Source organism: Flavobacterium sp. P1_E4 (assembly GCF_056405915.1).
In genome coordinates this window covers 162,570-186,027 of the sequence record NZ_JBFUBE010000007.1, presented here as the reverse complement: position 1 = coordinate 186,027, position 23,458 = coordinate 162,570, and the positions used below count along the sequence as shown (strand labels likewise).

Annotated in this window: 18 protein-coding genes; 13 read left to right on the top strand and 5 right to left on the bottom strand. The window is 33.6% G+C overall.

What is annotated here, in order from left to right:
* Positions 1-221 precede the first annotated feature (221 nt).
* The 4 genes from AC1DY0_RS09475 (at position 222) to AC1DY0_RS09460 (ending at position 5,487) form a co-directional block, all read left to right on the top strand.
* The gene (locus tag AC1DY0_RS09475; RefSeq protein ID WP_477188362.1) at positions 222-1,409 is read left to right on the top strand and encodes a phosphoglycerate kinase; all 1,188 of its coding nucleotides are present in this window, start codon (positions 222-224) and stop codon (positions 1,407-1,409) included.
* Positions 1,410-1,893: 484 nt separating this feature from the next.
* Complete coding sequence (locus tag AC1DY0_RS09470; protein ID WP_477188361.1) at positions 1,894-3,948, top strand: LysM peptidoglycan-binding domain-containing protein; 2,055 nt, start codon at positions 1,894-1,896, stop codon at positions 3,946-3,948.
* Between the two features lie 45 nt (positions 3,949-3,993).
* A complete protein-coding gene (locus tag AC1DY0_RS09465; protein WP_477188360.1) occupies positions 3,994-4,965 on the top strand; it encodes a DUF4837 family protein in 972 nt (323 codons plus the stop codon).
* A gap of 75 nt (positions 4,966-5,040) precedes the next feature.
* Complete coding sequence (locus AC1DY0_RS09460; RefSeq protein WP_477188359.1) at positions 5,041-5,487, top strand: GNAT family N-acetyltransferase; 447 nt, start codon at positions 5,041-5,043, stop codon at positions 5,485-5,487.
* A 16-nt stretch (positions 5,488-5,503) separates the two neighbouring features.
* Here AC1DY0_RS09460 and AC1DY0_RS09455 read toward each other — a convergent pair whose 3' ends face one another.
* Together AC1DY0_RS09455 and AC1DY0_RS09450 are read right to left on the bottom strand one after the other, a co-directional pair.
* Positions 5,504-6,751, bottom strand: coding sequence for a porin family protein (locus AC1DY0_RS09455; RefSeq protein WP_477188358.1), 1,248 nt, complete (start codon positions 6,749-6,751; stop codon positions 5,504-5,506).
* A 124-nt stretch (positions 6,752-6,875) separates the two neighbouring features.
* The gene (locus AC1DY0_RS09450) at positions 6,876-7,637 is read right to left on the bottom strand and encodes an exodeoxyribonuclease III (RefSeq protein ID WP_477188357.1); all 762 of its coding nucleotides are present in this window, start codon (positions 7,635-7,637) and stop codon (positions 6,876-6,878) included.
* Positions 7,638-7,834: 197 nt separating this feature from the next.
* Between AC1DY0_RS09450 and AC1DY0_RS09445 the strand changes: the two genes are divergently transcribed.
* Positions 7,835-9,637 carry a GNAT family N-acyltransferase gene (locus AC1DY0_RS09445; protein WP_477188356.1) on the top strand — a complete coding sequence of 601 codons (1,803 nt, stop codon included), beginning with the start codon at positions 7,835-7,837 and terminating at the stop codon, positions 9,635-9,637.
* A gap of 212 nt (positions 9,638-9,849) precedes the next feature.
* On the opposite strand, the gene AC1DY0_RS09440 is transcribed toward AC1DY0_RS09445, so the two are convergent.
* Both AC1DY0_RS09440 and rnpA read right to left on the bottom strand, forming a co-directional pair.
* Positions 9,850-11,490: a S41 family peptidase gene (locus AC1DY0_RS09440; protein ID WP_477188355.1), complete on the bottom strand. Its 1,641-nt coding sequence runs from the start codon at positions 11,488-11,490 to the stop codon at positions 9,850-9,852.
* Between the two features lie 115 nt (positions 11,491-11,605).
* A complete protein-coding gene (rnpA, locus tag AC1DY0_RS09435) occupies positions 11,606-12,001 on the bottom strand; it encodes a ribonuclease P protein component (protein ID WP_477188354.1) in 396 nt (131 codons plus the stop codon).
* A 243-nt stretch (positions 12,002-12,244) separates the two neighbouring features.
* Between rnpA and AC1DY0_RS09430 the strand changes: the two genes are divergently transcribed.
* The 3 genes from AC1DY0_RS09430 (at position 12,245) to AC1DY0_RS09420 (ending at position 14,733) form a co-directional block, all read left to right on the top strand.
* Positions 12,245-12,979, top strand: coding sequence for a lysophospholipid acyltransferase family protein (locus AC1DY0_RS09430; RefSeq protein WP_477188353.1), 735 nt, complete (start codon positions 12,245-12,247; stop codon positions 12,977-12,979).
* Between the two features lie 13 nt (positions 12,980-12,992).
* Entirely contained in the window at positions 12,993-13,979 is a 987-nt protein-coding gene (locus tag AC1DY0_RS09425; protein ID WP_477188352.1) for an acyl-ACP desaturase, read from the top strand.
* A 100-nt stretch (positions 13,980-14,079) separates the two neighbouring features.
* The gene (locus AC1DY0_RS09420) at positions 14,080-14,733 is read left to right on the top strand and encodes an HD domain-containing protein (protein WP_477188351.1); all 654 of its coding nucleotides are present in this window, start codon (positions 14,080-14,082) and stop codon (positions 14,731-14,733) included.
* Between the two features lie 81 nt (positions 14,734-14,814).
* On the opposite strand, the gene AC1DY0_RS09415 is transcribed toward AC1DY0_RS09420, so the two are convergent.
* Positions 14,815-15,210, bottom strand: a complete 396-nt coding sequence (locus AC1DY0_RS09415) for a hypothetical protein (RefSeq protein ID WP_477188350.1) — start codon at positions 15,208-15,210, stop codon at positions 14,815-14,817.
* 213 nt (positions 15,211-15,423) lie between these two features.
* Between AC1DY0_RS09415 and AC1DY0_RS09410 the strand changes: the two genes are divergently transcribed.
* From AC1DY0_RS09410 to AC1DY0_RS09390, 5 genes are all read left to right on the top strand, one after another.
* Positions 15,424-17,175 (top strand): DUF885 domain-containing protein, encoded by a 1,752-nt coding sequence (locus AC1DY0_RS09410; protein ID WP_477188349.1) that lies wholly within the window; start codon positions 15,424-15,426, stop codon positions 17,173-17,175.
* A gap of 393 nt (positions 17,176-17,568) precedes the next feature.
* Entirely contained in the window at positions 17,569-18,150 is a 582-nt protein-coding gene (locus tag AC1DY0_RS09405) for an LOG family protein (protein WP_477188348.1), read from the top strand.
* Between the two features lie 70 nt (positions 18,151-18,220).
* Positions 18,221-20,503 (top strand): GH92 family glycosyl hydrolase, encoded by a 2,283-nt coding sequence (locus AC1DY0_RS09400; protein WP_477188347.1) that lies wholly within the window; start codon positions 18,221-18,223, stop codon positions 20,501-20,503.
* Between the two features lie 164 nt (positions 20,504-20,667).
* Positions 20,668-21,405, top strand: a complete 738-nt coding sequence (locus AC1DY0_RS09395) for a hypothetical protein (protein ID WP_477188346.1) — start codon at positions 20,668-20,670, stop codon at positions 21,403-21,405.
* A 504-nt stretch (positions 21,406-21,909) separates the two neighbouring features.
* On the top strand, positions 21,910-23,442 hold the full coding sequence (locus tag AC1DY0_RS09390) for a hypothetical protein (protein WP_477188345.1): 1,533 nt from the start codon (positions 21,910-21,912) through the stop codon (positions 23,440-23,442).
* The last annotated feature ends 16 nt before the right edge of the window (positions 23,443-23,458 follow it).

Below are 23,458 nucleotides of genomic sequence, written 5' to 3'. Positions count from 1 at the left end.
TTTTGTTTTATTTCGATGGATCTGAGTAATTTATTTTTTATTGTTGGGTTGTTATACGTTAATGCATATTAATTTGAGAATATGTATATTGATTTGTACTTATTTTATATTTACATCGATTTCGTTAGTAAATTCATAATTTTTTTAGAATTTTCAAATTTAATACTTATTTAAAAGTTATATCTTTGTTATTCTTTCAAAAACAACTAAAAAAAAGAACCATGAAGACTTTGAATAACTTTGATTTCAATAATAAAAAGGCAATAATAAGAGTAGATTTTAATGTCCCTTTGGATGAAAATTTTAATGTAACCGATGCAACGCGTATTGAAGCTGCAAAACCTACTATAGATGCTATTTTGGCGCAAGGAGGAAGCGTTATCTTAATGTCTCACTTAGGGAGACCAAAAGGAGCTCAAGACAAATATTCTTTAAAACATATTCTAAATACAACTTCACAAATTTTAGGTGTACCAGTTCAATTTGCTGCTAATTGTGTTGGAGCAGAAGCTCAGGATGCTGCTAAAAATTTGAAACCAGGGCAAGTATTATTATTGGAAAATTTGCGTTTTCATGATGAAGAAGAGGCTGGAGATGTTGCTTTTGCGAAAGAATTAGCTTCACTTGGAGATATTTATGTAAATGATGCTTTTGGTACAGCACATAGAGCCCACGCTTCGACTACCATTATTGCCCAGTTTTTTCCAACTAGCAAGTGTTTTGGATTGCTATTAGCGAAAGAAATTGAAAGCTTAAATAAAGTTTTAAAAAATAGCGAGAAACCTGTCACTGCTGTTCTTGGAGGATCAAAAGTATCTTCAAAAATAACAGTTATCGAAAATATTCTTGACAAAGTAGATCACATGATTATTGGTGGTGGAATGACATTTACGTTTGTAAAAGCGTTGGGTGGAAAAATTGGAGATTCTATTTGTGAAGATGACAAACAAGAATTAGCTCTTGAAATTTTGAGATTGGCCAAAGAAAAAGGAGTTCAAATTCATATTCCAGTTGATGTTGTTGCTGCAAATGATTTTTCGAATACAGCCGATACTCAAATTGTAGACGTAAGAGAGATTCCTGATGGATGGCAAGGTCTTGACGCAGGACCAAAATCATTGGAGAACTTTGAAAAAGTAATTTTGGAATCCAAAACTATACTTTGGAACGGACCTTTAGGTGTTTTTGAAATGGAAACATTTGCCAAAGGTACAATTGCACTTGGAAACTATATTGCTGCTTCTACTGAAAATGGTGCTTTCTCTCTTGTTGGAGGTGGGGATTCTGTAGCTGCAGTAAAACAATTCGGTTTTGAGGATAAAATGAGTTACGTTTCTACTGGTGGTGGTGCCATGTTAGAAATGTTAGAAGGTAGAACATTACCTGGAATTGCTGCAATATTAGACTAATAATCTTGGTATTGACATCAAATCCTATCACTTGAATTTTTAAATTGTTAGTTATACATTTTTGAAAATCAATTTAACCTTTAGTTGCTTTATTTGCGGCTAAAGGTTTTTGTTTTTGTTTAAAGCACTAAATTAGAGTAATTTGCGTTATATATACTGATGTCCTACAATGCATTTTGTGTTGTATTTCAGAGTTCCGTTTTTAAAAAACATTAATTCCTTGCTTGAATTGTTTTCAATCAAATAATTGTTTTAAGTCTTTGATTAGTCTTGGTTTATTTTTAACGAGAAGTTTGTGTTTAATTTGAGGTTAATATTTAAACACTTTTTGAAATTATTTGCTTACAAAATTTAGTAAATTAGGTTAAATGTCGAATTTTTTTGTATTTTTAACATTATTTATGATTCAAATTAGAAAATACATTCTAAGTTTGCAATAATTGATTTGTAATCGTTTGAATAATAGCGAATTGAAATTACAGTTATGACAATAAAAAATACCACCCTTTCTTTTTTTCTTTTGCTTTCTTTTTCAGTATTCTCGCAGATTGCTGTGGAGAAAACTGATATAGTTAGTGCCGAACGGCCTATTTCCTTTTTAGATTCAATAAAAAATTCTTTTGTTAAATACGATCGTACTGTTAAAAGTGATAGTTTGTGGATGAATCAAATAGGAAGCACTCTAGATATCTATAATGACTTAGAAACGGAAATCAATACAGTTAATATTGACAAAGATATTGATAAAGAATTGCCTACTGAATTGCTGAAAGAACGATTGGCTGCAATGGATGCTAAATCTCCTTTTAATATCGAATACAATCAAGGCTTAGAAAATTTAATAAAGTCCTTCCTTAAAAATAGAAGAAAAGCATTTGCCAATCAAATGGCGGTTGCCGAATATTACTTTCCTCTTTTTGAAGAGGCGATGGCCAAGCAAAATGTGCCTTTGGAAATTAAATACTTAGCCGTTGTGGAATCGGCCCTTAATCCAAAAGCAGTTTCAAGAGTAGGTGCAACCGGTTTGTGGCAATTCATGTATCAAACAGGAAAACAATACAACTTGAATATCGATTCTTATGTTGATGAACGTTCTGATCCTTTGAAATCTTCAGCAGCTGCAGCTCAGTATATGACTAACATGTACGCCATTTTTAACGACTGGGATTTGGTTTTAGCTTCTTATAATTCTGGACCAGGAAATGTAACCAAAGCTATTCGTCGCTCAGGTGGTCAGCAAAATTTTTGGAACATAAAAAAACATCTTCCACAAGAAACCCAAGGATATGTCCCTGCTTTTCTTGCCACAATGTACATTTATGAATACCATAAAGAACACGGTATTGTTCCTAAAAAAGCTTTAGTTAGACATTTTGCCACCGATACAGTAATGGTGAAAAAAGAGATGTCTTTTGCTCAAATTTCGAATTTATTAGACATTCCGATTGAGCAACTTCAAGCGCTAAATCCTTCCTATAAACGCAATGTAATTCCTAATTATGCTGGTGTAAACCATTATTTGACTTTACCTTCTTGCAAGGTGGCTGTTTTTACTTCCAATGAAGATAAAATTTATGCTTACGTTCAATATGAAATGGACAAAAGAGAAAAGATTAATGAAGGCAGAAAGTCTAATTATATCAAAGATTCTACATCTACAGCATTAGCGTCAAATACCAAAGTGAAATACTATAAAGTTAAGCATGGTGATAATCTTGGAGATATTGCAAAAAGAAATGATGTTGCAGTATCTGATTTGAAGAAATGGAATCACCTCAAAGGAAATTCGGTTGCTGCTGGTAAATCATTGAAAATAATCATTGAAAAAGATTCGGATTCAAGTAGTGTTCAATTGGCTTCAAATAGTGATAAAAATAAAACTTTAGTTGCTAAAGAAAATAGCAGTATTGCAAGCAAGGAAAACAAAGCAACTGTAGACAAAACAGATACGCTTGTTGCCAATGCTACGAACTTCTATATTGTCCAAAAAGGTGATAATTTAAATACTATTGCCAAAAAATACAATACTACAGTAGCTGATATTAAAGAATGGAATCATCTTACTTCGCAAACTTTAAAATTAGGAGCTTCATTGCAAATTGGTAATGTAGTTGTACCTGTGACTAATGAAACTGCTGTTGCAGTTGTTGCTGCGCCTGAGCTTAAAGATATTCAATACGAAGTGCAAAAAGGTGATAATCTTGGAGGTATTGCTAAGAAATTTGGTGCTTCTTTAACCGATTTAAAGAAATGGAATAACTTGCACTCAAACAACATAGTTGTTGGTAATTCATTGGTAGTGGCCAAAAATGAAATTGCTATTAATACCAATAATGCGACAGTAGATTCTTTTAAGAAAAAAGAAATTGCTACTGCTTCTTCCAAAAATGACGAAAGCAATTATCTCGTGCAAAAAGGAGATTCCTTGTTTAGCATTTCAAAAAAATATCCAGGGGTTACTGTATCCGATTTGAAAAAATGGAACAATATCACCGGCGATGATTTAAAACCAGGAATGGGATTGAAAATAAAAGGATAATTGAATAAACTGCAGTATATTTGAAGTCTATTCAGTCTTTTTAATATGAATAAAACTGCTATATTATTTCTATTTGTCGTTGTAATTTTTTTTTCTTGCTCTAAGGAAAAAGAAAATAGTTCCAAACACTCTACTGGTAAAATTAATGCTATTTCAATAGTTATAGATAATCAATTGTGGAATGGTGTCGTTGGAGATAGCATTAGAAATAAATTTGCAAGTCCCGTAGAAGGCTTGCCAAAAGAGGAACCTATTTTTGATATTAACCAATACCCTACCAATGTAATGGAGGGTTTTGTAACCAAAAGCAGGGTTATTATTGTTGTCAAGAAAGGGGCTGAGAATCGTTTTTCAGTGCAAAAAAACCAATATGCCACTCCTCAAAACGTATTCCATATTACAGGAAAATCAGTTGCGGCTATTCTGGAATTAATTGAAAAAAATACTCCTGATATAATCCAAAGAATCAGAAAAGGAGAATTGGCAGCCCACCAAGAATTATTAAAAGACTCTTTGGTAATTTCTAAAACAATTCAGAAACAATTTCAACTTGATTTGAAAGTTCCTAAGAGCTATTCTTTTAGTATTAAAAACAACAATTTTGTCTGGTTAAAAAGAGAGTTTGCCAGTGGAAGTAGCAGTATTTTGGTTACTCAGTTTCCTATTAACAAGGGTAAGCTTGAAGATAATGTTTTGAATCAGATTGTGAAAATTCAAGATTCTATTGGGGCTGAATACATTAAAGGACAGGATTCTTCTTCAAATATGTATGTTGATGTGTCTTATCCGCTTTATCTTTCGAAAACTACTTTGAATGATAAAATGACCTATGTAACAAAAGGAACGTGGAGATTGAAAGATAGCTTTATGTTTGGGCCTTTTATTAGTTATCTTATAGTTGATACCAAAAAGAACAGAATTACTTACCTTGTAGGATTTTGTTATGTTCCCTCCAAAGATAAACGCGATTTCATGCATGAATTAGAGTCTATTTTAAAAGAGGTGAGGATAAATTGATTTTGTTTTTGAATAATAATTGTTTTGAGTTTTATATTTGCAAACTTAAAATCAGAATATAAAAAGATTCCAACGATGAATATAGAATGGAAAATAAAGCCTTTTGAGGCATTATCTGTAAATGAATTGTATGATATACTTCAATTGCGAAGCAGAATCTTTGTTGTGGAGCAAAATTGCGTCTATCTTGATCTTGATGGTAAGGATAAGGTTGCTTTACATCTTTTTGGAACTTTTGATGGTAAGATTGTGGCTCACGCCCGACTTTTTAAATCTGGAATTTCTTTTGATAATGCATCCATAGGAAGAGTAACTGTTGATCCCGATTATAGAGAAAGGAAATGGGGACATGAATTGATGAAAGAAGCTATTGCGGGTATTTTGGAACACTTTGGCGAAAGCCAAATTACCATTGGAGCTCAATTATATCTCAAAAAATTCTATGAAAGCCTTGGTTTTGTTCAATCTAGCGAAATGTATCTGGAAGATGACATTCCGCATATTGAAATGGTGAAAGAGTGATTAGCATTGGTAGGTTTTAATGCTTCTTTTTACTATCAAAAATTGTATAACCAAAAACTAAAGACGTTAAACTATATTTGGAATCAGAAAAAGAATAGTTAGCAAAAATATTTGTTGAGTTGTGTTTCAATTCAACATTGAATTTATTTTTAAAACTGTAACCTATTCCATAACCTATTCTGTTTGCGAACTCTACTTCCAATTGAGAAGCATGACCGTCGTTAACATCTGAATTTAAATCCTTCGAAATAATATAGGAACCTTCGATAAATATTTTAGAATTGTCATTAACGAACATATAGTATCTAAAACCAAATGGAAGATCTAAATGACTTAAAGAAACCTCCCATTTTTGTTCTCTCGTTTCTGGGTGAACACCTACAACATATGTATATGTTGCCGTTGCTGAAATTTCATAAGAATTATAACTTGGGCTAAAAAATAATGACCACTTATTTCTATTAATTGGGAGAATAAATTCGAGTTCAGTTCCAAAAGTAAAATTTGTTTTTTTATCAAAATCAAAAGAAAAACTTGTTAAACTATTAGAGGCAGATAAAGAAGATGATGTAAGTCCAGCCAGTACTTTTACATTAAGGCTCCCTTTTTCTAATTTCTTACCATAGTCAACAATATGATTATTTTCACAAGTATTATAATCAATAAAATACTTTATTAAATCTTTACGAGTGTACTTTAATTTTAAAGCGTCATCTATATTTTTGTTACCACAATTTAAATTTTGCCATAACTGTTTTTGAAAATCATTATTAGATACTACCCTGGTAGAAAAATCATTTTCAATGATATACTTTTTATTAATTAGCTGCTCTATAGGTGTGCTTCCTGTTTTATAAAAAAATTGTTTTAGATTTAAAGTTTTGTATTCGTATAAAGGAGTTTTACTATCCACTAAGACTTTGAGAAATACTGTTACTTCTTTCCATTCTGGTTCCCTATTTTCATTTAAATTATTAAGATTACCATTTGAAGTATCAATTTTAACAGTAGCTCTTTCGTATTTTAAAATATCACCAATCTTAAATTCTTTTACAGTTTTAACATCCGCATTCATCACTTGAGAGTCATCCACCCTAAGCTTATATTCAAAATCAGTGGGGTTCTCATTTTTGTCTTTATTTTTTATATAGCATTCCGTCTTAGTTCCTTTATTATCGATAAAATATGATTTTTCGTAATTAACTTGTGCATTAAGATTTAAGCAAAATAAAATAAATAGTAAGACAAATAGCGTTTTTTTCATTGTGAGTTTGCGATTAATTTTAAAACGCAAAGACAATAAAAAAAATCTTAATAAAAAAATTTAAAAATCCTTTTATTTCTAAAAAAAACTCTAGTTTTTATATAGTTGGATTTTGATTAAAAAATTAATCAATTTCAACCAAAACCGGGCAATGATCGGAATGCATCGCATCTGGTAATATAACGGCTCTTTTGAGTTTATGTTTTAGGGAATCGCTCACCAAATTGTAATCGATGCGCCAACCTTTGTTGTTCCCACGAGCTCCGGCACGGTAACTCCACCATGAATATTGGTGTGGCTCGCTGTTGAAATGGCGAAAACTGTCCACAAATCCAGATTTCATGAATTTATCCAACCAAGCTCTTTCTTCCGGTAAAAATCCAGATGTATTTTTATTTCTGATGGGGTCGTGAATATCGATCGCTTCATGGCAAATGTTATAATCTCCGCAAATGATTAGATTGGGAATGCTTTTTTTAAGCTCGTCAATGTAGTTTTGGAAGTCATCCATAAACATAAATTTATGATCCAATCGCTCAATATTTGTTCCCGAAGGCAAATATAAACTCATTACAGAGCAGTCATCAAAATCGGCACGAAGGTTTCTGCCTTCAAAATCCATATGTTGAATTCCGGTTCCGTAAACTACATTATTCGGTTTTATTTTGGAAAGAATGGCAACTCCACTGTACCCTTTTTTGGTGGCTGGGTAGTAATATTGATACGGATATCCTGCAGCGGTAATGTCAGAAACGGGGATTTGTTCCTCTGTGGCTTTTATTTCCTGTAAACAGATAACATCTGGATTAGCATGTTGTAACCATTCTAGAAATCCTTTGGTAATGGCAGCGCGAATTCCGTTTACGTTGTATGAGATAATTTTCATTACTTAACTTTTTTTTAAATCCGAAGTAAATTTTGATGGAAACAGGTTCTTCAAAACCAATTTTTTATATCAAATTCGGAAGATTATTTTTTCTGTGGAATCCAAAAGTAGTAAAAAGTAGAAAGATTGATTCAAAAAAAACCATAAAAAATGGAGGATTTTGCTATCTTTGTTTCTTGCTCAAAAAAGAAAAATAAATGGGTTTAGTTACCGCGAAGGAAGTTGCAAAGACAATAAATACGGACAAGTACGGCGTTTTCGGTACTTTTTCCGGCTGGTTGTTGATGAAAGTTTTAAAGATTTCAACATTAAACAAAATATACGACCGCAACAAACATTTGAAAGAGCTACCGTTCTTGAATGCTATATTGGACGAGTTTCAAATTAAATTTGAAATTCCGGAGGAAGATTTTAAACGTTTGCCAAAAGATGGCGCCTATATTACCATTTCGAATCATCCACTTGGAGGAATAGATGGTATTTTGTTGTTGAAATTAATGCTTGAAAAAGAACCTAATTTTAAGATCATAGCAAATTTTTTACTGCATCGAATTGACCCCATGAAACCCTATATCATGCCGGTGAATCCTTTTGAAAATCACAAAGACGCGAAGTCCAGTGTGGTAGGGATTAAGGAAACGTTGCGCCATCTTAGAGACGGTAAGCCATTGGGGATGTTTCCTGCTGGTGAAGTTTCTACTTATAAAGATGGAAAATTAGTAGTGGATAAAGCTTGGGAAGAAGGTGCCATTAAAGTAATTCGAAAAGCACAGGTTCCTGTAGTTCCTATTTATTTTCACGCCAAAAATAGTCGTTTGTTTTATTTTTTATCCCAAATAAATGACACATTAAGAACAGCCAAATTACCATCGGAATTATTGACTCAAAAAGACAGAATCATTAAGGTACGTGTTGGAAAACCTATTTCGGTTGCTGAACAAAACGAACACGAATCGATTGAAGATTACACGGAATTCTTGAGAAAGAAAACCTATATGTTGGCCAATCCTTTTGAAAAAGAGAATAATTTTTTGAATACGGCTAACTTGAAACCTACCAAAAGCCCTAAAAAGATTGTCACTCCCGCGAGTACGGAAAAAATGATTGCCGAAGTGGAAGCCTTGAGAGTTGCAGATCTTCGACTTTTACAAAGTAAAAATTACGAAGTGTTTTTTGCCGAAGCCAAACAAATTCCGAATATTCTTCATGAAATTGGACGTTTGCGTGAAATTACTTTTAGAGAAGTTGGTGAAGGAACGAATGAGTCAATTGATATTGATAAATACGATAAATACTATCGTCACCTCTTTTTGTGGGATGATGAAACCAAGCAAATTGCTGGTGCTTACCGCATGGGATTGGGATCTCATATTTACCCCAAGTATGGTATTGAAGGCTTTTATTTGAATGGACTTTTCCGTTTTGAGCCTGAATTGCACGACATGATGAGCAAATCTATCGATATGGGTAGAGCTTTTATTATCAAGGAGTATCAGCAAAAACCAATGCCGTTGTTCTTATTGTGGAGAGGAATTATACACACAACTTTGCATTATCCAGAGCATAAATATTTATTGGGTGGTGTAAGTATCAGTAATCAATTTTCGGATTTTTCGAAATCATTGATGATTGAATTTATGAAATCGCACTATTATGACCCATATATTGCTCAGTATATCCATCCTAAAAAAGAATTCAAGGTCAAATTAAAAGATGCAGATAAGGATTTTATTTTTGATGAAGCGGAAGCTGATTTAAATAAATTCGACAAACTTATTGACGAATTGGAGCCAGGAATTTTAAGACTTCCGGTGTTGATTAAAAAATACATCAAACAAAACGCAAAACTGGTTGCTTTTAATGTTGACCCTTTGTTCAATAATGCAATAGATGGATTAATGTACATTCGAATTGCAGATATTCCAGAAAGCACGATGAAACCTGTAATGGAAGAATTTCAGGCAGAATTGGAGCGTAAATTAAACGACAAAGAGGAGTAAAGTAAATTCAGAACTTGATTTAAACTTAGAGTCCCAGAAAAGGCACTTTAGTTTTTTAAATTGCAAACGTTGTCAATTTAAAAAGTCGCTGGATAATTGATGTGGCCTACTATTTGAATAGTTATACAAATATAAAATTGGGTTATTTTTGGTCTTATTATGGGACCAAAAATAACCCAATTTTAATTCATTCATCATTAGATGGTTTTTTATCAAATTTTCAAAATCGAATTATACTCAGTTGTAGTGTTTAAAATACTTACTGCCTTCTTAATCTCAGGATTGTTTTTGATGTAATAATCATAAAGACCTTCTTGATATTGATAGCGTTTGATGATTTCATCCAACAATAAACCTTTAATTTCTTTTTGGTTTTTGTCTAATAATGCATTTTCAGATTTCTGAAGTGCAGTTAGTAGTTGTTGGTATTCTAGTGCAATTGCCTCATCCAGTTTTTCTTTTTTGGCAGTCGCCAAAGTGTTTTTTAAAGCAACTTCAGTCTCAGTGTCAAAAGTTATTTTTTGGTTTTTTAGGAATTGTTTGAAATCGGCATAATCTGCATCTGTAATCACTGGGATTTTTGTTCCTAAATTCGGGTTTTTGTAATAATAGTAAGTGGCATAATTAAAAATACCGTCGTTTTTTAAAAGGGCATTGGCAATCGGGCTTGTTTTGGTTTCTTCCATTTCGATGTCCGGTAAAATTCCACCACCATCATAAACGGTTCTTCCTTTTCTGGTTTTAAAGGCGGTGTAGTTTTTGGCATCGGTTCTAGTCGCTACTCCGTTTTTGTCCTTATGAGCATAATCCAGTGCTTGAATGCATCTTCCTGAAGGGGTGTAATAACGAGAAATTGTTACTTTGAGCTGTGTGCCATAGGTTAATTCTACAGGTCTTTGAACCAATCCTTTTCCAAAACTGCGACTTCCCAAAACGACAGCACGATCTAAATCCTGTAAAGCTCCCGAAACAATTTCGGAGGCTGAAGCACTTCGTCCGTTAACTAAAATTACCAAAGGAATAGTAGTGTCTACTGGTTCTTTGGATGTTTTATAAGTGTTATTGTGTTTCTCTATTTTTGACTTTGTCGTAACAATAACTTCATCTTTTGGCACAAAAAGATTGCAAATATTTACCGCTTCGTTCAATAATCCACCCGGATTTCCCCTTAGATCCAATACAATTCTTTCGGCACCTTCTTTTTTTAATTGTTCCAATGCTTCTCTGGTTTCATTAGAGGCTTTTCTGTTAAAGTGATCCAATACGATATAGCCTGTTTTATCATCAATTTTGGCAAAATAAGGAACCGATTTGATTTCGACTTCATCCAATATAATTACTGTCGAATTGGTTTTACCTTGACGAATGTATTTGATATCGATTTTAGTGTTTTTGGAACCTTTTAATAACTGTGAAGCGTCATCTTTGAAGTCAGCCAAAGGTGTATCGCCTATTTGAATGATTTCGTCTCCGGCTTTGAGACCAGCTTTATCGGCAGGAAAATTTTTGTAAGTCTCTTTTATGATTAGTTTGTCATCTTTTCGGGTTATCAATGCGCCAATTCCAGTATATTCGCCCGTATTGTTGATTTTAAATTTGAGTACTTCTTGTTCGTTAAAATAAACGGTATAGGGGTCAAGTGAGCTCAACATTCCTTTGACAGCGTTGTTCATTAACTCTGCTGGAGTCGTCTCGTCGACATAATTTTTGTTCAATTCCTTGAATAGCGTCGTGAAAATTTCCAATTGTTTGGCAATCTCAAAATAGTCATCTTTGAAACTTACCCCAACAAATAAAAAGGCAGAGGCAACAACTGGAATAATGAATTTTTTTTGGAAAAAATTGGTTCTCATTTTCAATGGGCTAGTTTATATTGTACTAAAATAAGAATTAAATGCAACACCTTGGTCAATAAGAGTGGAGTTAATTTATTTTTAACAAATAATGAAGATTCGTTTTTGCAGACTTCTATTTTTCTTTGGTTTCGCTTACTGTCTTGATTTGCAATAAGAATTTCTCAAACAGCTGTATGGTTTTGGTATTGATTTCCTCATATGACAAGCGGTCTTTGCTTTGGTAAAAAAACATAAATGAGTAAGGTTGATCCAGATTATCTACAAGTAAGTGCTTGTTGAGTCTATAGGTTTCACGGAGTAGGCGTTTGAAATAATTACGGTCAACCGCTTTTTTGAAATACTTTTTGGAAACCGAAACTCCTATTTTTATTTTTTCGCCTTCGCCAAAAGTTCCCGTGTTGTAAACTAATCGCAAAGGATATTTCGATACGGATTTACCTTCGGTAAATAATAATCCAATAGTTATTTTGCTTTTGAGTTTTTCGTTTTTGGGATAGGTGAAGTTCATTTTATTAAGTACACTTAGTTATAACATGGGCAAAGGTACAATTAATGTACAGTCATACAACAGACCGTTTTGAATGTAATTGGTTTTTCAATTGCTGTAAAAGTTTCTTTTTTATTGCTAAAAATTGTAATTAAGATTTTGTAAATTTATGTTTTACAAGTAATTAGATGGGAATGGATTAATTGACGGAGTTATAAATAGACCTAAAAATATATTTCTTACTTTTGTGGCAAATTTAATAGTATGCAAAAGTTAATTTCGTATCCCTTATCTTTTATTGTTTTAGTGTTAATTTTATTGACTTTGGTAGTTTTTCACCCTATTCAATGGATTTGTTTACACGTATTTGGATATCAAGCGCATAAAAAAAGTGTTGATTATCTAAATTTTATATTGCTAAAAATCGTTATTATTTTAGGTACGACTTTTAGTTTTGAAAATAGAGAAAGTATACCAAAAGGAGTGCCTGTCATTTTTGTTGCGAATCATCAGAGTTTGTATGATATCATTGCGATGATTTGGTTTTTGAGAAGATCTCATCCAAAATTCGTGAGTAAAAAAGAGTTGGCAAAAGGAATTCCAAGTGTTTCTTATAATTTGCGTCATGGAGGTTCTGTAGTTATAGATAGAAAAGATCCAAAACAAGCCATACCTGCTATCAAAAAAATGGCAGATTACATTGAAAAGCATAAACGTTCGGCTGTAATTTTTCCTGAAGGAACGAGGAGTCGTAATGGAATACCAAAGGAGTTTGCACAAACGGGTTTGAAGATTTTATGTAAAAATGCACCATCGGCTTATATAGTTCCTGTAAGTATCAATAATTCGTGGAAACTCTTAAAATATGGAACTTTCCCATATGGTTTAGGAAATCATATTACCTTTGTAGTGCATGAAGCATTCGCTGTAAAGGATTTTGAGTTTAAAGATATAATGCAAAAAACCGAATCAGCGGTTGTAAACGGAATAAAAATTTAATAATTTATAAATAATGTCTATAAAAAACATTCGTCTAGAAGTAATGCAATTTCTAGAAAATAAGGTGGATAGTTTTGTTGATCAATACTTGATACCAGTAGAACAAATTTGGCAGCCTTCTGATTTTTTACCTAATTCTGAAAGTGATAATTTCCTTGAAGAAGTAAAAGAACTTAGAGAAATCTCAAAAGATTTGCCTTATGATTTTTGGGTAGCAATGGTAGGGGATATGATTACCGAAGAAGCTTTACCAACTTACGAAAATTGGTTGATGGAAGTAGAAGGAGTCGATAATCTTGAAAGAAATGGTTGGGCTCAATGGGTACGTCAATGGACTGGAGAAGAGAATCGTCACGGCGATTTATTGAACAAATACTTATATCTATCAGGTCGTGTGAATATGCGTGAAATCGAAATGACAACACAACATTTAATCAATGATGGTTTTGATATCGGAACGGGTAGAGATCCATATAAGAACTTTGTATACACGAGTTTCCAAGAGTTAGCTACTTATGTTTCGCATAACAGAGTTTCGCAATTGGCTAAAAGTTATGGAGATAAGAAATTATCAAAAATGTGTAAAATGATTGCGGGTGATGAAATGCGCCATCATCATGCCTATAGCCATTTTGTTACTGAAATTTTCAAAGTGGATCCAAGCGAAATGATGCTTGCTTTTCAATACATGATGAAAGCCAAAATCGTTATGCCAGCACATTTCTTGAGAGAATCAGGGAATAAAATTAGCTCCGCTTTTGAACATTTTTCTGATTCAGCGCAACGTATTGGGGTTTATACCGCAAACGATTATGTGGATATCATGCAAAAATTAATTGACAAATGGGAAATCGATAAGATAGGTGGTTTGACTGACGAAGCCGAAAAAGCACGTGATTACTTGATGAAGTTACCAGCTAGAATGGCAAGAATCTCTGAAAGACTTGTTATTCCATCCGAATCATTCCAATTTAAATGGGTAGAACCGGCGAGATTGTAGATTTTGATTAACGATTAAGATTTTTAAAATTAAAATGATATTGCTGATTTTTGAGGTTTAGACTTTAAAAATCAGCTTTTTTTATAAATATAAACAGTAAATGAGTAATCTAGATTTGATAAATAAAACCATTCTTTTTGTAAAAGAACAATTAGCCAATGCCGAAGGAGGTCACGATTGGTTTCATATTCAAAGGGTGTATAAGAATGCATTATTAATTGCAAGAGGAGAAAACTGCGACGAAACCGTTGTTAAACTCGGTGCTTTGCTACATGATATTGCCGATAGTAAATTTCACGCTGGTGACGAAACAGTGGGTCCAAAAGTGGCTCGTGAGTTTTTGGAAAGTGAAGACGTTTCAGAAACTATTATTTCACATGTTATCCAAATAATAGATAATATCTCTTTTAAAGGCGGAAAAACTGAAAAGACTTTCTCGTCAATAGAATTGGATATCGTTCAGGATGCAGATCGTTTGGACGCCATAGGGGCAATTGGGATTGCCAGAGCGTTTAATTATGGAGGATTCAAGAATAGATCCATCTATGATCCGCAAATCGCACCAAATTTGCACATGAGCAAAGAAGAATACAAAAACAGTCAAGCCCCTACAATCAACCACTTTTATGAAAAATTGTTGTTGCTTAAAGACAAAATGAATACCGAAACAGGTAAACAAATAGCTGAACAAAGACATCACTATATGCAGGGATTTTTGGCTCAGTTTTATGCCGAATGGGACGGTGAATTATAGATTGCAGGTGGCAGAATTTAGATTACAGAATGCTTTTCGTTTTTGAATCAGTACTTTAATCTAAATTTTGCTTTTTGAAACCTACATCCCTTTTTCTTTCATTTCCAGAATCACATCCGAAGCATTCTTAAAAGTAGGTGCTTGTTCGATAATACTTCCAACACGTTTTTTATTCAGTTTGAAAGTGATGTCATTTTCGGTGGTGAACAATAGCGCAGTCAAGAACGGATTGTTCATGTAGGGAGCCAAGACAATATAGGCTTCGTCAAGCGTATGAAAACTTTCTATTTCCTCCGTTTTGTAACGTGCCGTAACCGAAAGGCTAAAAACCCCATCATTCAAAACTGGACGCACATAAATATTTTTCAAATCAGTGTCGCCTATGGTTTTCGCCAAAGTCAATTTGGCATAGGTTTTATTGGCGATACTTTCTTTTACTTTTTCCCAAAACTCGGCGAATACAGGTTGAAAAGACATAGATTTTATTTTTAGGTATTATGGAAAGGCAAAATTAAGTTTTTGAAACCAAACAAATCACTTTCTTCCTAAGATTATATACGTATTGGAGATTTTAGATACAAAATACATTTGATGTTTTGTAGCTGTTAATGTGTATATTTGGTTTTGAGAATGATATGATGATTATTCATGAATTATATCAAACATTTGTTAATTTAACTCTAAAGACATATGAAAAAAATTATTATTCTGCAGTTTGTATTGACTTTCGCATTTATTGGTTGCAATCAAAAAGAAAAGAATGTCGCTTCAGGGAATGCCACTTTTGAAAAATTATCAGAAGAATATTTGAAAGGTTATTTGGATTGGCGTCCGCAATCAGGTGTGGCTCTTGGGTTGCACGAATATGACGGAAAGATTGCTGATTACAGTAAAACATCCCTTGAGGGCGAAATAGCAAGATTGAAAGAATATGACACTAAGTTTTCCAAAATAGATTCAACATCGTTAAGTACGAGTGAATATTATGATTGGAAATTGTTGCAATCCAATATCAAAAACGAATTATTTTCTTTTGAAAATTTGGAAGTTTATACCAAAAATCCAATGACTTATGCAGGAGCTATTGATGTGAATATTTACATTAAAAGAAATTTTGCTCCAATAGAACAACAGATTAAATCCATTATTGCTATTGAGAATGAAGCACCAAAATTATTCGAAGAGGCAAAGTTAAATCTACAGGATTCACTAGCATTACCACATATCCAATTAGCGATTCAAATTGCCAGAGGTTCGGCTTCTTTTCTAGGGAACGATCTTTTGGTCGCATTGAAAGACGTCAAAAACGATTCGTTGATGAAGGCTTTTAATAATGCTAATAAAAAAGCCATTGACGCCATAAATGCTTATGCTACTTTTTTGGAAAAAGAAAAATTACAGAAAGCTAATAATAAGTATGCCATTGGTAAAGAGAATTACCAGAAAATGTTGTTGTATGGGGAAGGAATTACCATGTCTGCCGATGCTATTTTAGCGGTGGGAATGAAAGAACTGCAAAAAGAACAAGCTGCATTTAATGCTGCCGCAAAAATCATCAACCCAAACAAAAAGCCGATTGATGTTTACAATGATATGCAAAAAGAACATCCAACGGCTCAAACTTTAATTCCGGATGCCAAAAAAAATCTGGAGGCCATTCGTCAGTTTATGATTGACCATAAAATAATCACCATACCGTCAGAAGTTAGGGTAAAAGTGGAAGAAACTCCCGCTTATGCAAGAGCTACGAGCACTGCTTCTATGGATACTCCTGGGCCATTTGAAACAAAAGCTACTCAAGCCTATTATTATATTACTCCTGTAGATTCAAAATGGACTCCAAAACAGCAGGAAGATTGGTTGGCGCAATTTAATTTTTATACTACAGATGTCGTTTCGATTCACGAAGCATATCCGGGGCATTATACCCAGTTTTTGCACCTGAATGCATCTGGAGCTACAAAAGTTCAAAAGGTTTTTGGAAGCTATGCATTCATTGAAGGTTGGGCACATTATACCGAAAAAATGATATTGGATGCAGGTTACGGAAATTCTGGAGATCCTGTCAAAGCGGCAAAATTCCGTCTAGCGCAATCAGGTGATGCTTTGTTGCGCATTTGCCGTTTGTGCGTGTCCATCAAAACGCATTGCTATGGAATGAATGTTGACGATGCCACCACTTTTTTTATGAGCAATTGGTATCAAGGAGACAAACCATCGCGTCAAGAAGCGTTGCGCGGTACTTATGATCCAGGTTATTTGTTTTATACTTTGGGTAAATTGCAAATCTTGAAATTACGAGAAGATTATAAAAAACAAGAAGGGGGCAATTATAGCCTGCAAAAATTCAACGATGCCATGCTGGATAACGGAATGATGCCAATTCAAACTATGCGTGAAGTATTGTTAAAAGACAAAACGATATGGAATAAAATTCTATAAAGAGTTTCAATAATCTTATATTAAAAGGTCTAGTTTCAATTGTGAAATTAGACCTTTTTTAGTTTTATATGATAGAATCCATGTTAGCCGTGAGAATTTAGAATTACTATCTTTACGTCTTAGTGCCTTTGCGAATATGTCTATTTAAAAACCTTTTAAATCGGAGTTTGATTAATTAATTTTGGAGCAGAAGCAATTGGCATTTTAGCTGGCATGGGTCCCGCTTTTCGTTACAATCTTTTTGTTTTTAAAGAAAAAACAAAAAGGATTTCCACTGTAATCGGGGCTAAATAGAGAGATTTGGCTTTTTTGAGATCATCTAAAAAATATATAAAAGTAATATCAAACACAGGTTTTGAGTTCAAACAGTAATAAATATTTACAAGCATAAAAATGAAACGAATAACCGTATTCTGTGGTTCAAGTTCAGGAACCGAAGAAATCTATACCTCGCAGGCAACTTTACTTGGACAAACATTGGCCAAACGAAACATCGAGTTAGTGTATGGCGGCGCCAATGTTGGACTTATGGGTGCCGTTGCTGACGGCGTTTTGAAAAACGGCGGAAAAGCAATAGGTGTTTTGCCTAACTTTTTGAGGTCAAAAGAAATAGCCCACAAACAACTCACAGAATTGATTTTGGTTGATACAATGCATGAAAGAAAGACCAAAATGAATGATCTTTGCGACGGCGTAATCGCACTGCCGGGTGGTTTCGGGACATTGGACGAACTATTCGAAATGTTGACTTGGGGACAGCTCGGACTTCATAAAAAACCGATTGCTATTTTGAATGTAGACGGTTATTATGATGCTCTAATTGTTTTCATTCAAACAATGACTGATAAAGGACTTTTGAACGAAGTAAACCAACAAATGCTTTTGGTAAGTGACACTATTGATGATCTTTTGGATAAAATGGAGAATTACGTTCCGCCAACAACGGGAAAATGGATTGAAAAGAAATATATTTAAGGTTAGTCTTCCAAGCTTCATGCCATAAAATGCAAACAATTATTTTAAACAACGATTTAATATATAAAAAATGAAATACGCATTGTCCGTTATTCTTTTAATTCATTTTAGTTTTAGTAATGCACAGGAAAATTTAGTAAAATATGTAAAACCAATTATTGGTACCGAAAAAATGGGGCATACCTATCCCGGAGCAACTGTACCTTTTGGAGCCGTACAATTAAGTCCCGAAACGGATACTATTTCATATGAATTGAACGGAAAATACAATGGCGAAGTTTACAAATACTGTGCAGGATATAAATACGAAGACAAAACTATTGTTGGTTTCAGTCATACCCATCTCAATGGAACGGGACATTCCGATCTTGGTGATTTCTTAGTAATGCCAACGCAAGGGAAATTGCAATTGAATCCCGGAAAGGCATCAAACCCAAAAGGTGGTTATCGTTCAGCATTTTCTCATTCTAACGAAATAGTGGAAGCCGGTTATTATAAAGTCAAACTCGATGATGACAATATCATTGCCGAAATGACTGCAACGACTAGAGTTGGAATGCATCAATACACTTTTCCAAAATCAGATGAAAGCCATATAATTCTGGATTTAATGGCTGGGATTTACAATTACGATGAAAAAAATGTTTGGACGTATGTGAGAGTGGTGAATGACACATTGATAACGGGCTACCGCCAAACAAATGGCTGGGCTCGCACCAGAACCGTATATTTTGCCATGTCATTTTCAAAACGATTCGTTAATTACGGTCAAGAAAATTATGATGGGAAACAGCCTTATCGTGGATTTTGGAGAAAATTTGATCAAGCCAAAAATTTCCCGGAAATAGCTGGGAAAAAGATTCGTATGTATTTTGATTTTAAAACAGCCGAGGCTGAAAAAATAAAAATAAAATTTGCGTTATCATCCGTAAGTCAACAAAATGCTTTGGAAAATATGCAAACGGAAATAAAAGGTTGGGACTTTGAAAAAGTAAAAGCGGAAGCCCAGAAATCTTGGAACACGGAACTCAATAAAATCAAAATTGACGCTCCAGAAGATGTCAAGGTGAATTTCTATACCGCAATGTACCACACATTCATAAATCCAACGGTTTATACTGATGTAAATGGACAATACAAAGGCTTGGATCAAGATAGTCATACTGCTAATGGATTTGTTAATTACAGCACGTTTTCGTTATGGGATACTTATCGTGCTTTGCATCCTTTTTTCAATGTAATTCAGCCCAAGCGCAATAACGATATGGTAAAATCGATGATGGCGCATTATAATCAGAGTGCTTTGCATATGCTGCCTATTTGGTCACATTATTCCAACGATAATTGGTGTATGAGCGGTTATCATAGTGTTTCGGTAATTGCTGATGCCATTCTTAAAGGAGTTTATGATGGAGATCCAAACGAAGCCTTGAACGCCTGTGTTACTACAGCCAAACATAGAGATTATGAAGGGATTGGTTCTTATATGGATTTGGGGTTTATTCCTGCCGAAAAAAGTGGAATTTCGGTTTCCAATACATTGGAATATGCCTACGATGATTGGTGTATTGCTCAATTGGCAAAAAAGCTGAATAGGCAAGATGTTTATGATGAGTTTATTAAACGATCCGAAAATTGGAAAAATAACTATAATTCGGCTACAGGATTTATGCAACCTAAGTTGGCGAATGGAACTTTTAAAGACAATTTTGATGCAATGTCCACCAATGGACAAGGATTCATTGAAGGAAATAGTTGGAACTACAGTTTTTTTGTTCCCCATAATCCAACTGAACTGATTGCCAAAATGGGCGGTAAAACTGCGTTCGCTTCACGTTTGGACACTTTGTTTTCCATGCATTTGCCAGATTCCTTTTTTGCAGAAACAGAAGACATTACCAGAGAGGGGATAATTGGCGGTTATGTTCACGGAAATGAGCCGGCTCATCACGTTGCTTATTTTTACAATTGGACAAGCCAACCTTGGAAGACACAATATCAGGTTAGGAAAATTATGAAAATGCAATACAAACCAACAACTGATGGTTTGGGAGGAAACGATGATTGCGGACAAATGAGTGCTTGGTATATTTTCTCTTCTTTAGGATTTTATCCAGTGGCTCCGGGTTCCAATGAGTATGCTATTGGGTCGCCTTTGGTAAATAACGCTTTGTTGACATTAGAAAATGGCAAAACTTTTACTATTGAAGTAATTAACCAAAATGACAATAATGTGTATGTTCAAAAGACGCTGCTAAATGGTAAATCGTTATCCACTTTGTTTTTAAAGCATAGTGATATTAAAGACGGAAGTAAATTGACATTTTATATGGGGCCTAAGCCTAAAAAATAAGGAAAATGATTGCTTTTTCTTTAGAAGATTTAATTTGGAATTAAATTACCATATGTGGTTTTTTTGATTACATTTAAATTTTTAGAAAAAGATTATCTAAATAAGGATGTACTAGTAGTTTTAAGCAACTACAGACTCACAACAATTGATTCAAATCAATCAAAATGAAGAAAGATACCCATTCGACATATTCAATGCCAACACTTGAGGATTCTATTGCGCATAACAAAATAAAGGAAGCTGATTTATTACCCGACCCAGAATCGCGTTTGGATTCTATGGAAATGAAGGAAAGGCCTATTATGGACTCCAGCATTCCGTTTAGAGATTTGACTGATTCTGAAAGCAAGCGGGAAAGTATTAGCCGACTCATAGACAAACTGGATGTCTTTTCGAATGTTAGATATCAAAGAACGGTAGAAGACACCTACTGTAATGTGTATTCTTACGATTATTGTCATTTCTGCAAAGTATATCTGCCTACGGTTTGGTGGACAGATGAAGCCCTTGAAAAAGTATTGAGTGGACAAGAAGTGGAAGCTGTTTTTGAACAAACCGTTGATCGCATTTATTCCAGTGCCATACATGATTGGTTCCTAGAATGGGGAACTAATTTTGGTTGGGAAAGGATGTTTACCGTTGAAGAAATTCAAAATAAAGTAAATACTGAAGGCGGAGTTGGAATAATTTGTGCCAAAAGAAAAGAAAAAGGACTCTCCGGACATATTGTTCCCGTTGTACCCGAAACGGATTTGCATCAAGCTTACCGAGAGAATGGTAAAGTATTGTATCCACTGCAATCACAAGCTGGAAAGGAGAATTATAACTACTTTTCGGAAGTTAGAAAAGACTGGTGGAATGATGAATTATATTCCTCTTATGTGCTTTATTACCACGAATAATTTAAAAAATTATTCTGACAACTCAAACATTTTGCATTATTATTGATTTTCAGCGAATTAACTACTTGGAAATAAGATAATAATGAAGTACTTTTGCAACTTGGAAAAAACAAGGATAGCAAAAGTTACAATAAGGCTGTTCATCTGCTTAAATTATTGATATAAAAGTGATTAATGACAATAGTAATTTTATAGCCCCCATATAAAATTTCACTTTTTATCAATCGTTCAGTCGATACAAGTGAAAAATTTCTGAGACTGAAACCGCAATGAAGAAATTTTCTTCCAATAAAATGAAAAGCGGTTCCTGACAACCAAATTTTGAATATTATTTCGGAAGAAATAAATTCCTATAATTTAAAAAATAATAGAATGGATTTAACAATTTGTTTAATCCCTTAGAAGGATTGTCTCTGTTCTTTATTTAACAGATAAAAGATTCCTATTTCCGAATAAAAAAAGATTTTAAAAGTTCAATTAACCATAAAAAGAAAATTAGTATAAATGAAAGACAATCAGACAAAAAAATATTATTGGGGTATAGGATTAGAAAACGAAACCTACATGCAATTTGAAGAATCCCTAATAGTTTCTGGTGAGTTTATACAAGAAAAAATTGGTTTTGAGAAATACAGCATTGATTATAGAAAATGCTATAAACCAGAAAGTTTAGCGCCTATATTGAAAAAGGCTTTTGGTTTGAATGAAAACTACAAAGTGAGCCGAATGATTAATAGTCATTCGCTTGAAAAACTCGATATAAATTACCAACACAAAATGTTATCGGCTGTAAAATCTACGGAAACTGCTGAGGTAAACCCACAACCGCTTGAAAATCCTGATTATCTTGGAAAATCCATTATGGAGCTTTTTCTTGAGGATCAACCGTACAATATTCAAAGTATGATTACCCAAAGAAATAAAACGATGGGTTCTGTACATTTTGATGGAGATTCTATTGAATTCGTAACCAAATATTTTGAAAATCGAACGATTGCTGATTCTTGTAAAGAACTAAAAGCGACCAAAAAGTTATTCCTTGATAAAATCAATGAATCATCTGTGTTGAATGGAAAATTAAATTTCCCCGATTACAATAATGGTCTTAATATGTTTATGACGAATCAGGAAAACCTTGTTTTGTTTAATAATGGTACTTACCATTTTCACATTACATTGCCTTCGTTGACTGAGGATAGTAGGATTGTAGATTATAATGAATTTGAAAAAACACACGCCAATGCGATTTATTTGTTGCAATGGTTTGAGCCTTTTTTTATAGCAACTCTTGGAAGCCCAGATATTATGGGAGTGATAAGTGATAAATACAGTTTGGGCAAAAAATTTACTTTGGGTTCTATGCGTAATGCTATGTCTCGTTACATAGGCGTAGGAACTTATAACAAAGCGATGCCAAAAGGAAAAATTTTAACCTATAATGTAGATGATTTTAGAAAATTGCTAAAATTTGAAAAAGAAGAAAACGTTTGGTGGCGCGATCAGATTGAAGCTGACATGGAATATGAAATGCTTTCGGAAGTTGGTCTTGACTTTAATCAGGAAAAAATGTACCAAAGTGGCTTTGAATTCAGAAGTTTTGATGAGTTTCCGGCTGAGTACTTAAACGATGTTCTTTTTTCCATTATTCTAATATGTGAACATTCTCTAAATTTACCGGATGTTCAATGGGGGCATGATAGTGTGGCTTGGAATAATTTAGTTTTTAAAACTTTAAAAAATGGTTATTTAACTGAAATCGATGAAGCTGAAAAGACAGCTGTTTTAGATTTGTTACAATTATTAAATCCATCAGACAGCAATTATAACGCACTAAAATCCGAATTTGAATCCATTGTTATGCTAGATGCCTTTTTCTTCAAAATTTTGGCTGTTTTGCATGATAAATACAAAGACAATAACGTTTGTCTGGATTCGATGTATGGCGAAAAAACAAGTTCTCCTCCAAAATGGGATAACTTCAATAAATACCAAACAGAAAGACATTTGCAACAAATAGGTGATTTCTGCGAGAATTAACTTTTTTCAAATCAGA

Bases quoted from the DNA above. Each gene is read 5' to 3' on its own strand.
- rnpA (WP_477188354.1), bottom strand. From the start codon at position 12,001: ATGAACTTCACCTATCCCAAAAACGAAAAACTCAAAAGCAAAATAACT.
- AC1DY0_RS09430 (WP_477188353.1), top strand. From the start codon at position 12,245: ATGCAAAAGTTAATTTCGTATCCCTTATCTTTTATTGTTTTAGTGTTA.
- AC1DY0_RS09460 (WP_477188359.1), top strand. From the start codon at position 5,041: ATGAATATAGAATGGAAAATAAAGCCTTTTGAGGCATTATCTGTAAAT.
- AC1DY0_RS09405 (WP_477188348.1), top strand. From the start codon at position 17,569: ATGAAACGAATAACCGTATTCTGTGGTTCAAGTTCAGGAACCGAAGAA.
- AC1DY0_RS09440 (WP_477188355.1), bottom strand. From the start codon at position 11,490: ATGAGAACCAATTTTTTCCAAAAAAAATTCATTATTCCAGTTGTTGCC.
- AC1DY0_RS09470 (WP_477188361.1), top strand. From the start codon at position 1,894: ATGACAATAAAAAATACCACCCTTTCTTTTTTTCTTTTGCTTTCTTTT.
- AC1DY0_RS09415 (WP_477188350.1), bottom strand. From the start codon at position 15,210: ATGTCTTTTCAACCTGTATTCGCCGAGTTTTGGGAAAAAGTAAAAGAA.
- AC1DY0_RS09450 (WP_477188357.1), bottom strand. From the start codon at position 7,637: ATGAAAATTATCTCATACAACGTAAACGGAATTCGCGCTGCCATTACC.
- AC1DY0_RS09420 (WP_477188351.1), top strand. From the start codon at position 14,080: ATGAGTAATCTAGATTTGATAAATAAAACCATTCTTTTTGTAAAAGAA.
- AC1DY0_RS09425 (WP_477188352.1), top strand. From the start codon at position 12,993: ATGTCTATAAAAAACATTCGTCTAGAAGTAATGCAATTTCTAGAAAAT.
- AC1DY0_RS09455 (WP_477188358.1), bottom strand. From the start codon at position 6,751: ATGAAAAAAACGCTATTTGTCTTACTATTTATTTTATTTTGCTTAAAT.
- AC1DY0_RS09400 (WP_477188347.1), top strand. From the start codon at position 18,221: ATGAAATACGCATTGTCCGTTATTCTTTTAATTCATTTTAGTTTTAGT.
- AC1DY0_RS09410 (WP_477188349.1), top strand. From the start codon at position 15,424: ATGAAAAAAATTATTATTCTGCAGTTTGTATTGACTTTCGCATTTATT.
- AC1DY0_RS09395 (WP_477188346.1), top strand. From the start codon at position 20,668: ATGAAGAAAGATACCCATTCGACATATTCAATGCCAACACTTGAGGAT.
- AC1DY0_RS09390 (WP_477188345.1), top strand. From the start codon at position 21,910: ATGAAAGACAATCAGACAAAAAAATATTATTGGGGTATAGGATTAGAA.
- AC1DY0_RS09465 (WP_477188360.1), top strand. From the start codon at position 3,994: ATGAATAAAACTGCTATATTATTTCTATTTGTCGTTGTAATTTTTTTT.
- AC1DY0_RS09475 (WP_477188362.1), top strand. From the start codon at position 222: ATGAAGACTTTGAATAACTTTGATTTCAATAATAAAAAGGCAATAATA.
- AC1DY0_RS09445 (WP_477188356.1), top strand. From the start codon at position 7,835: ATGGGTTTAGTTACCGCGAAGGAAGTTGCAAAGACAATAAATACGGAC.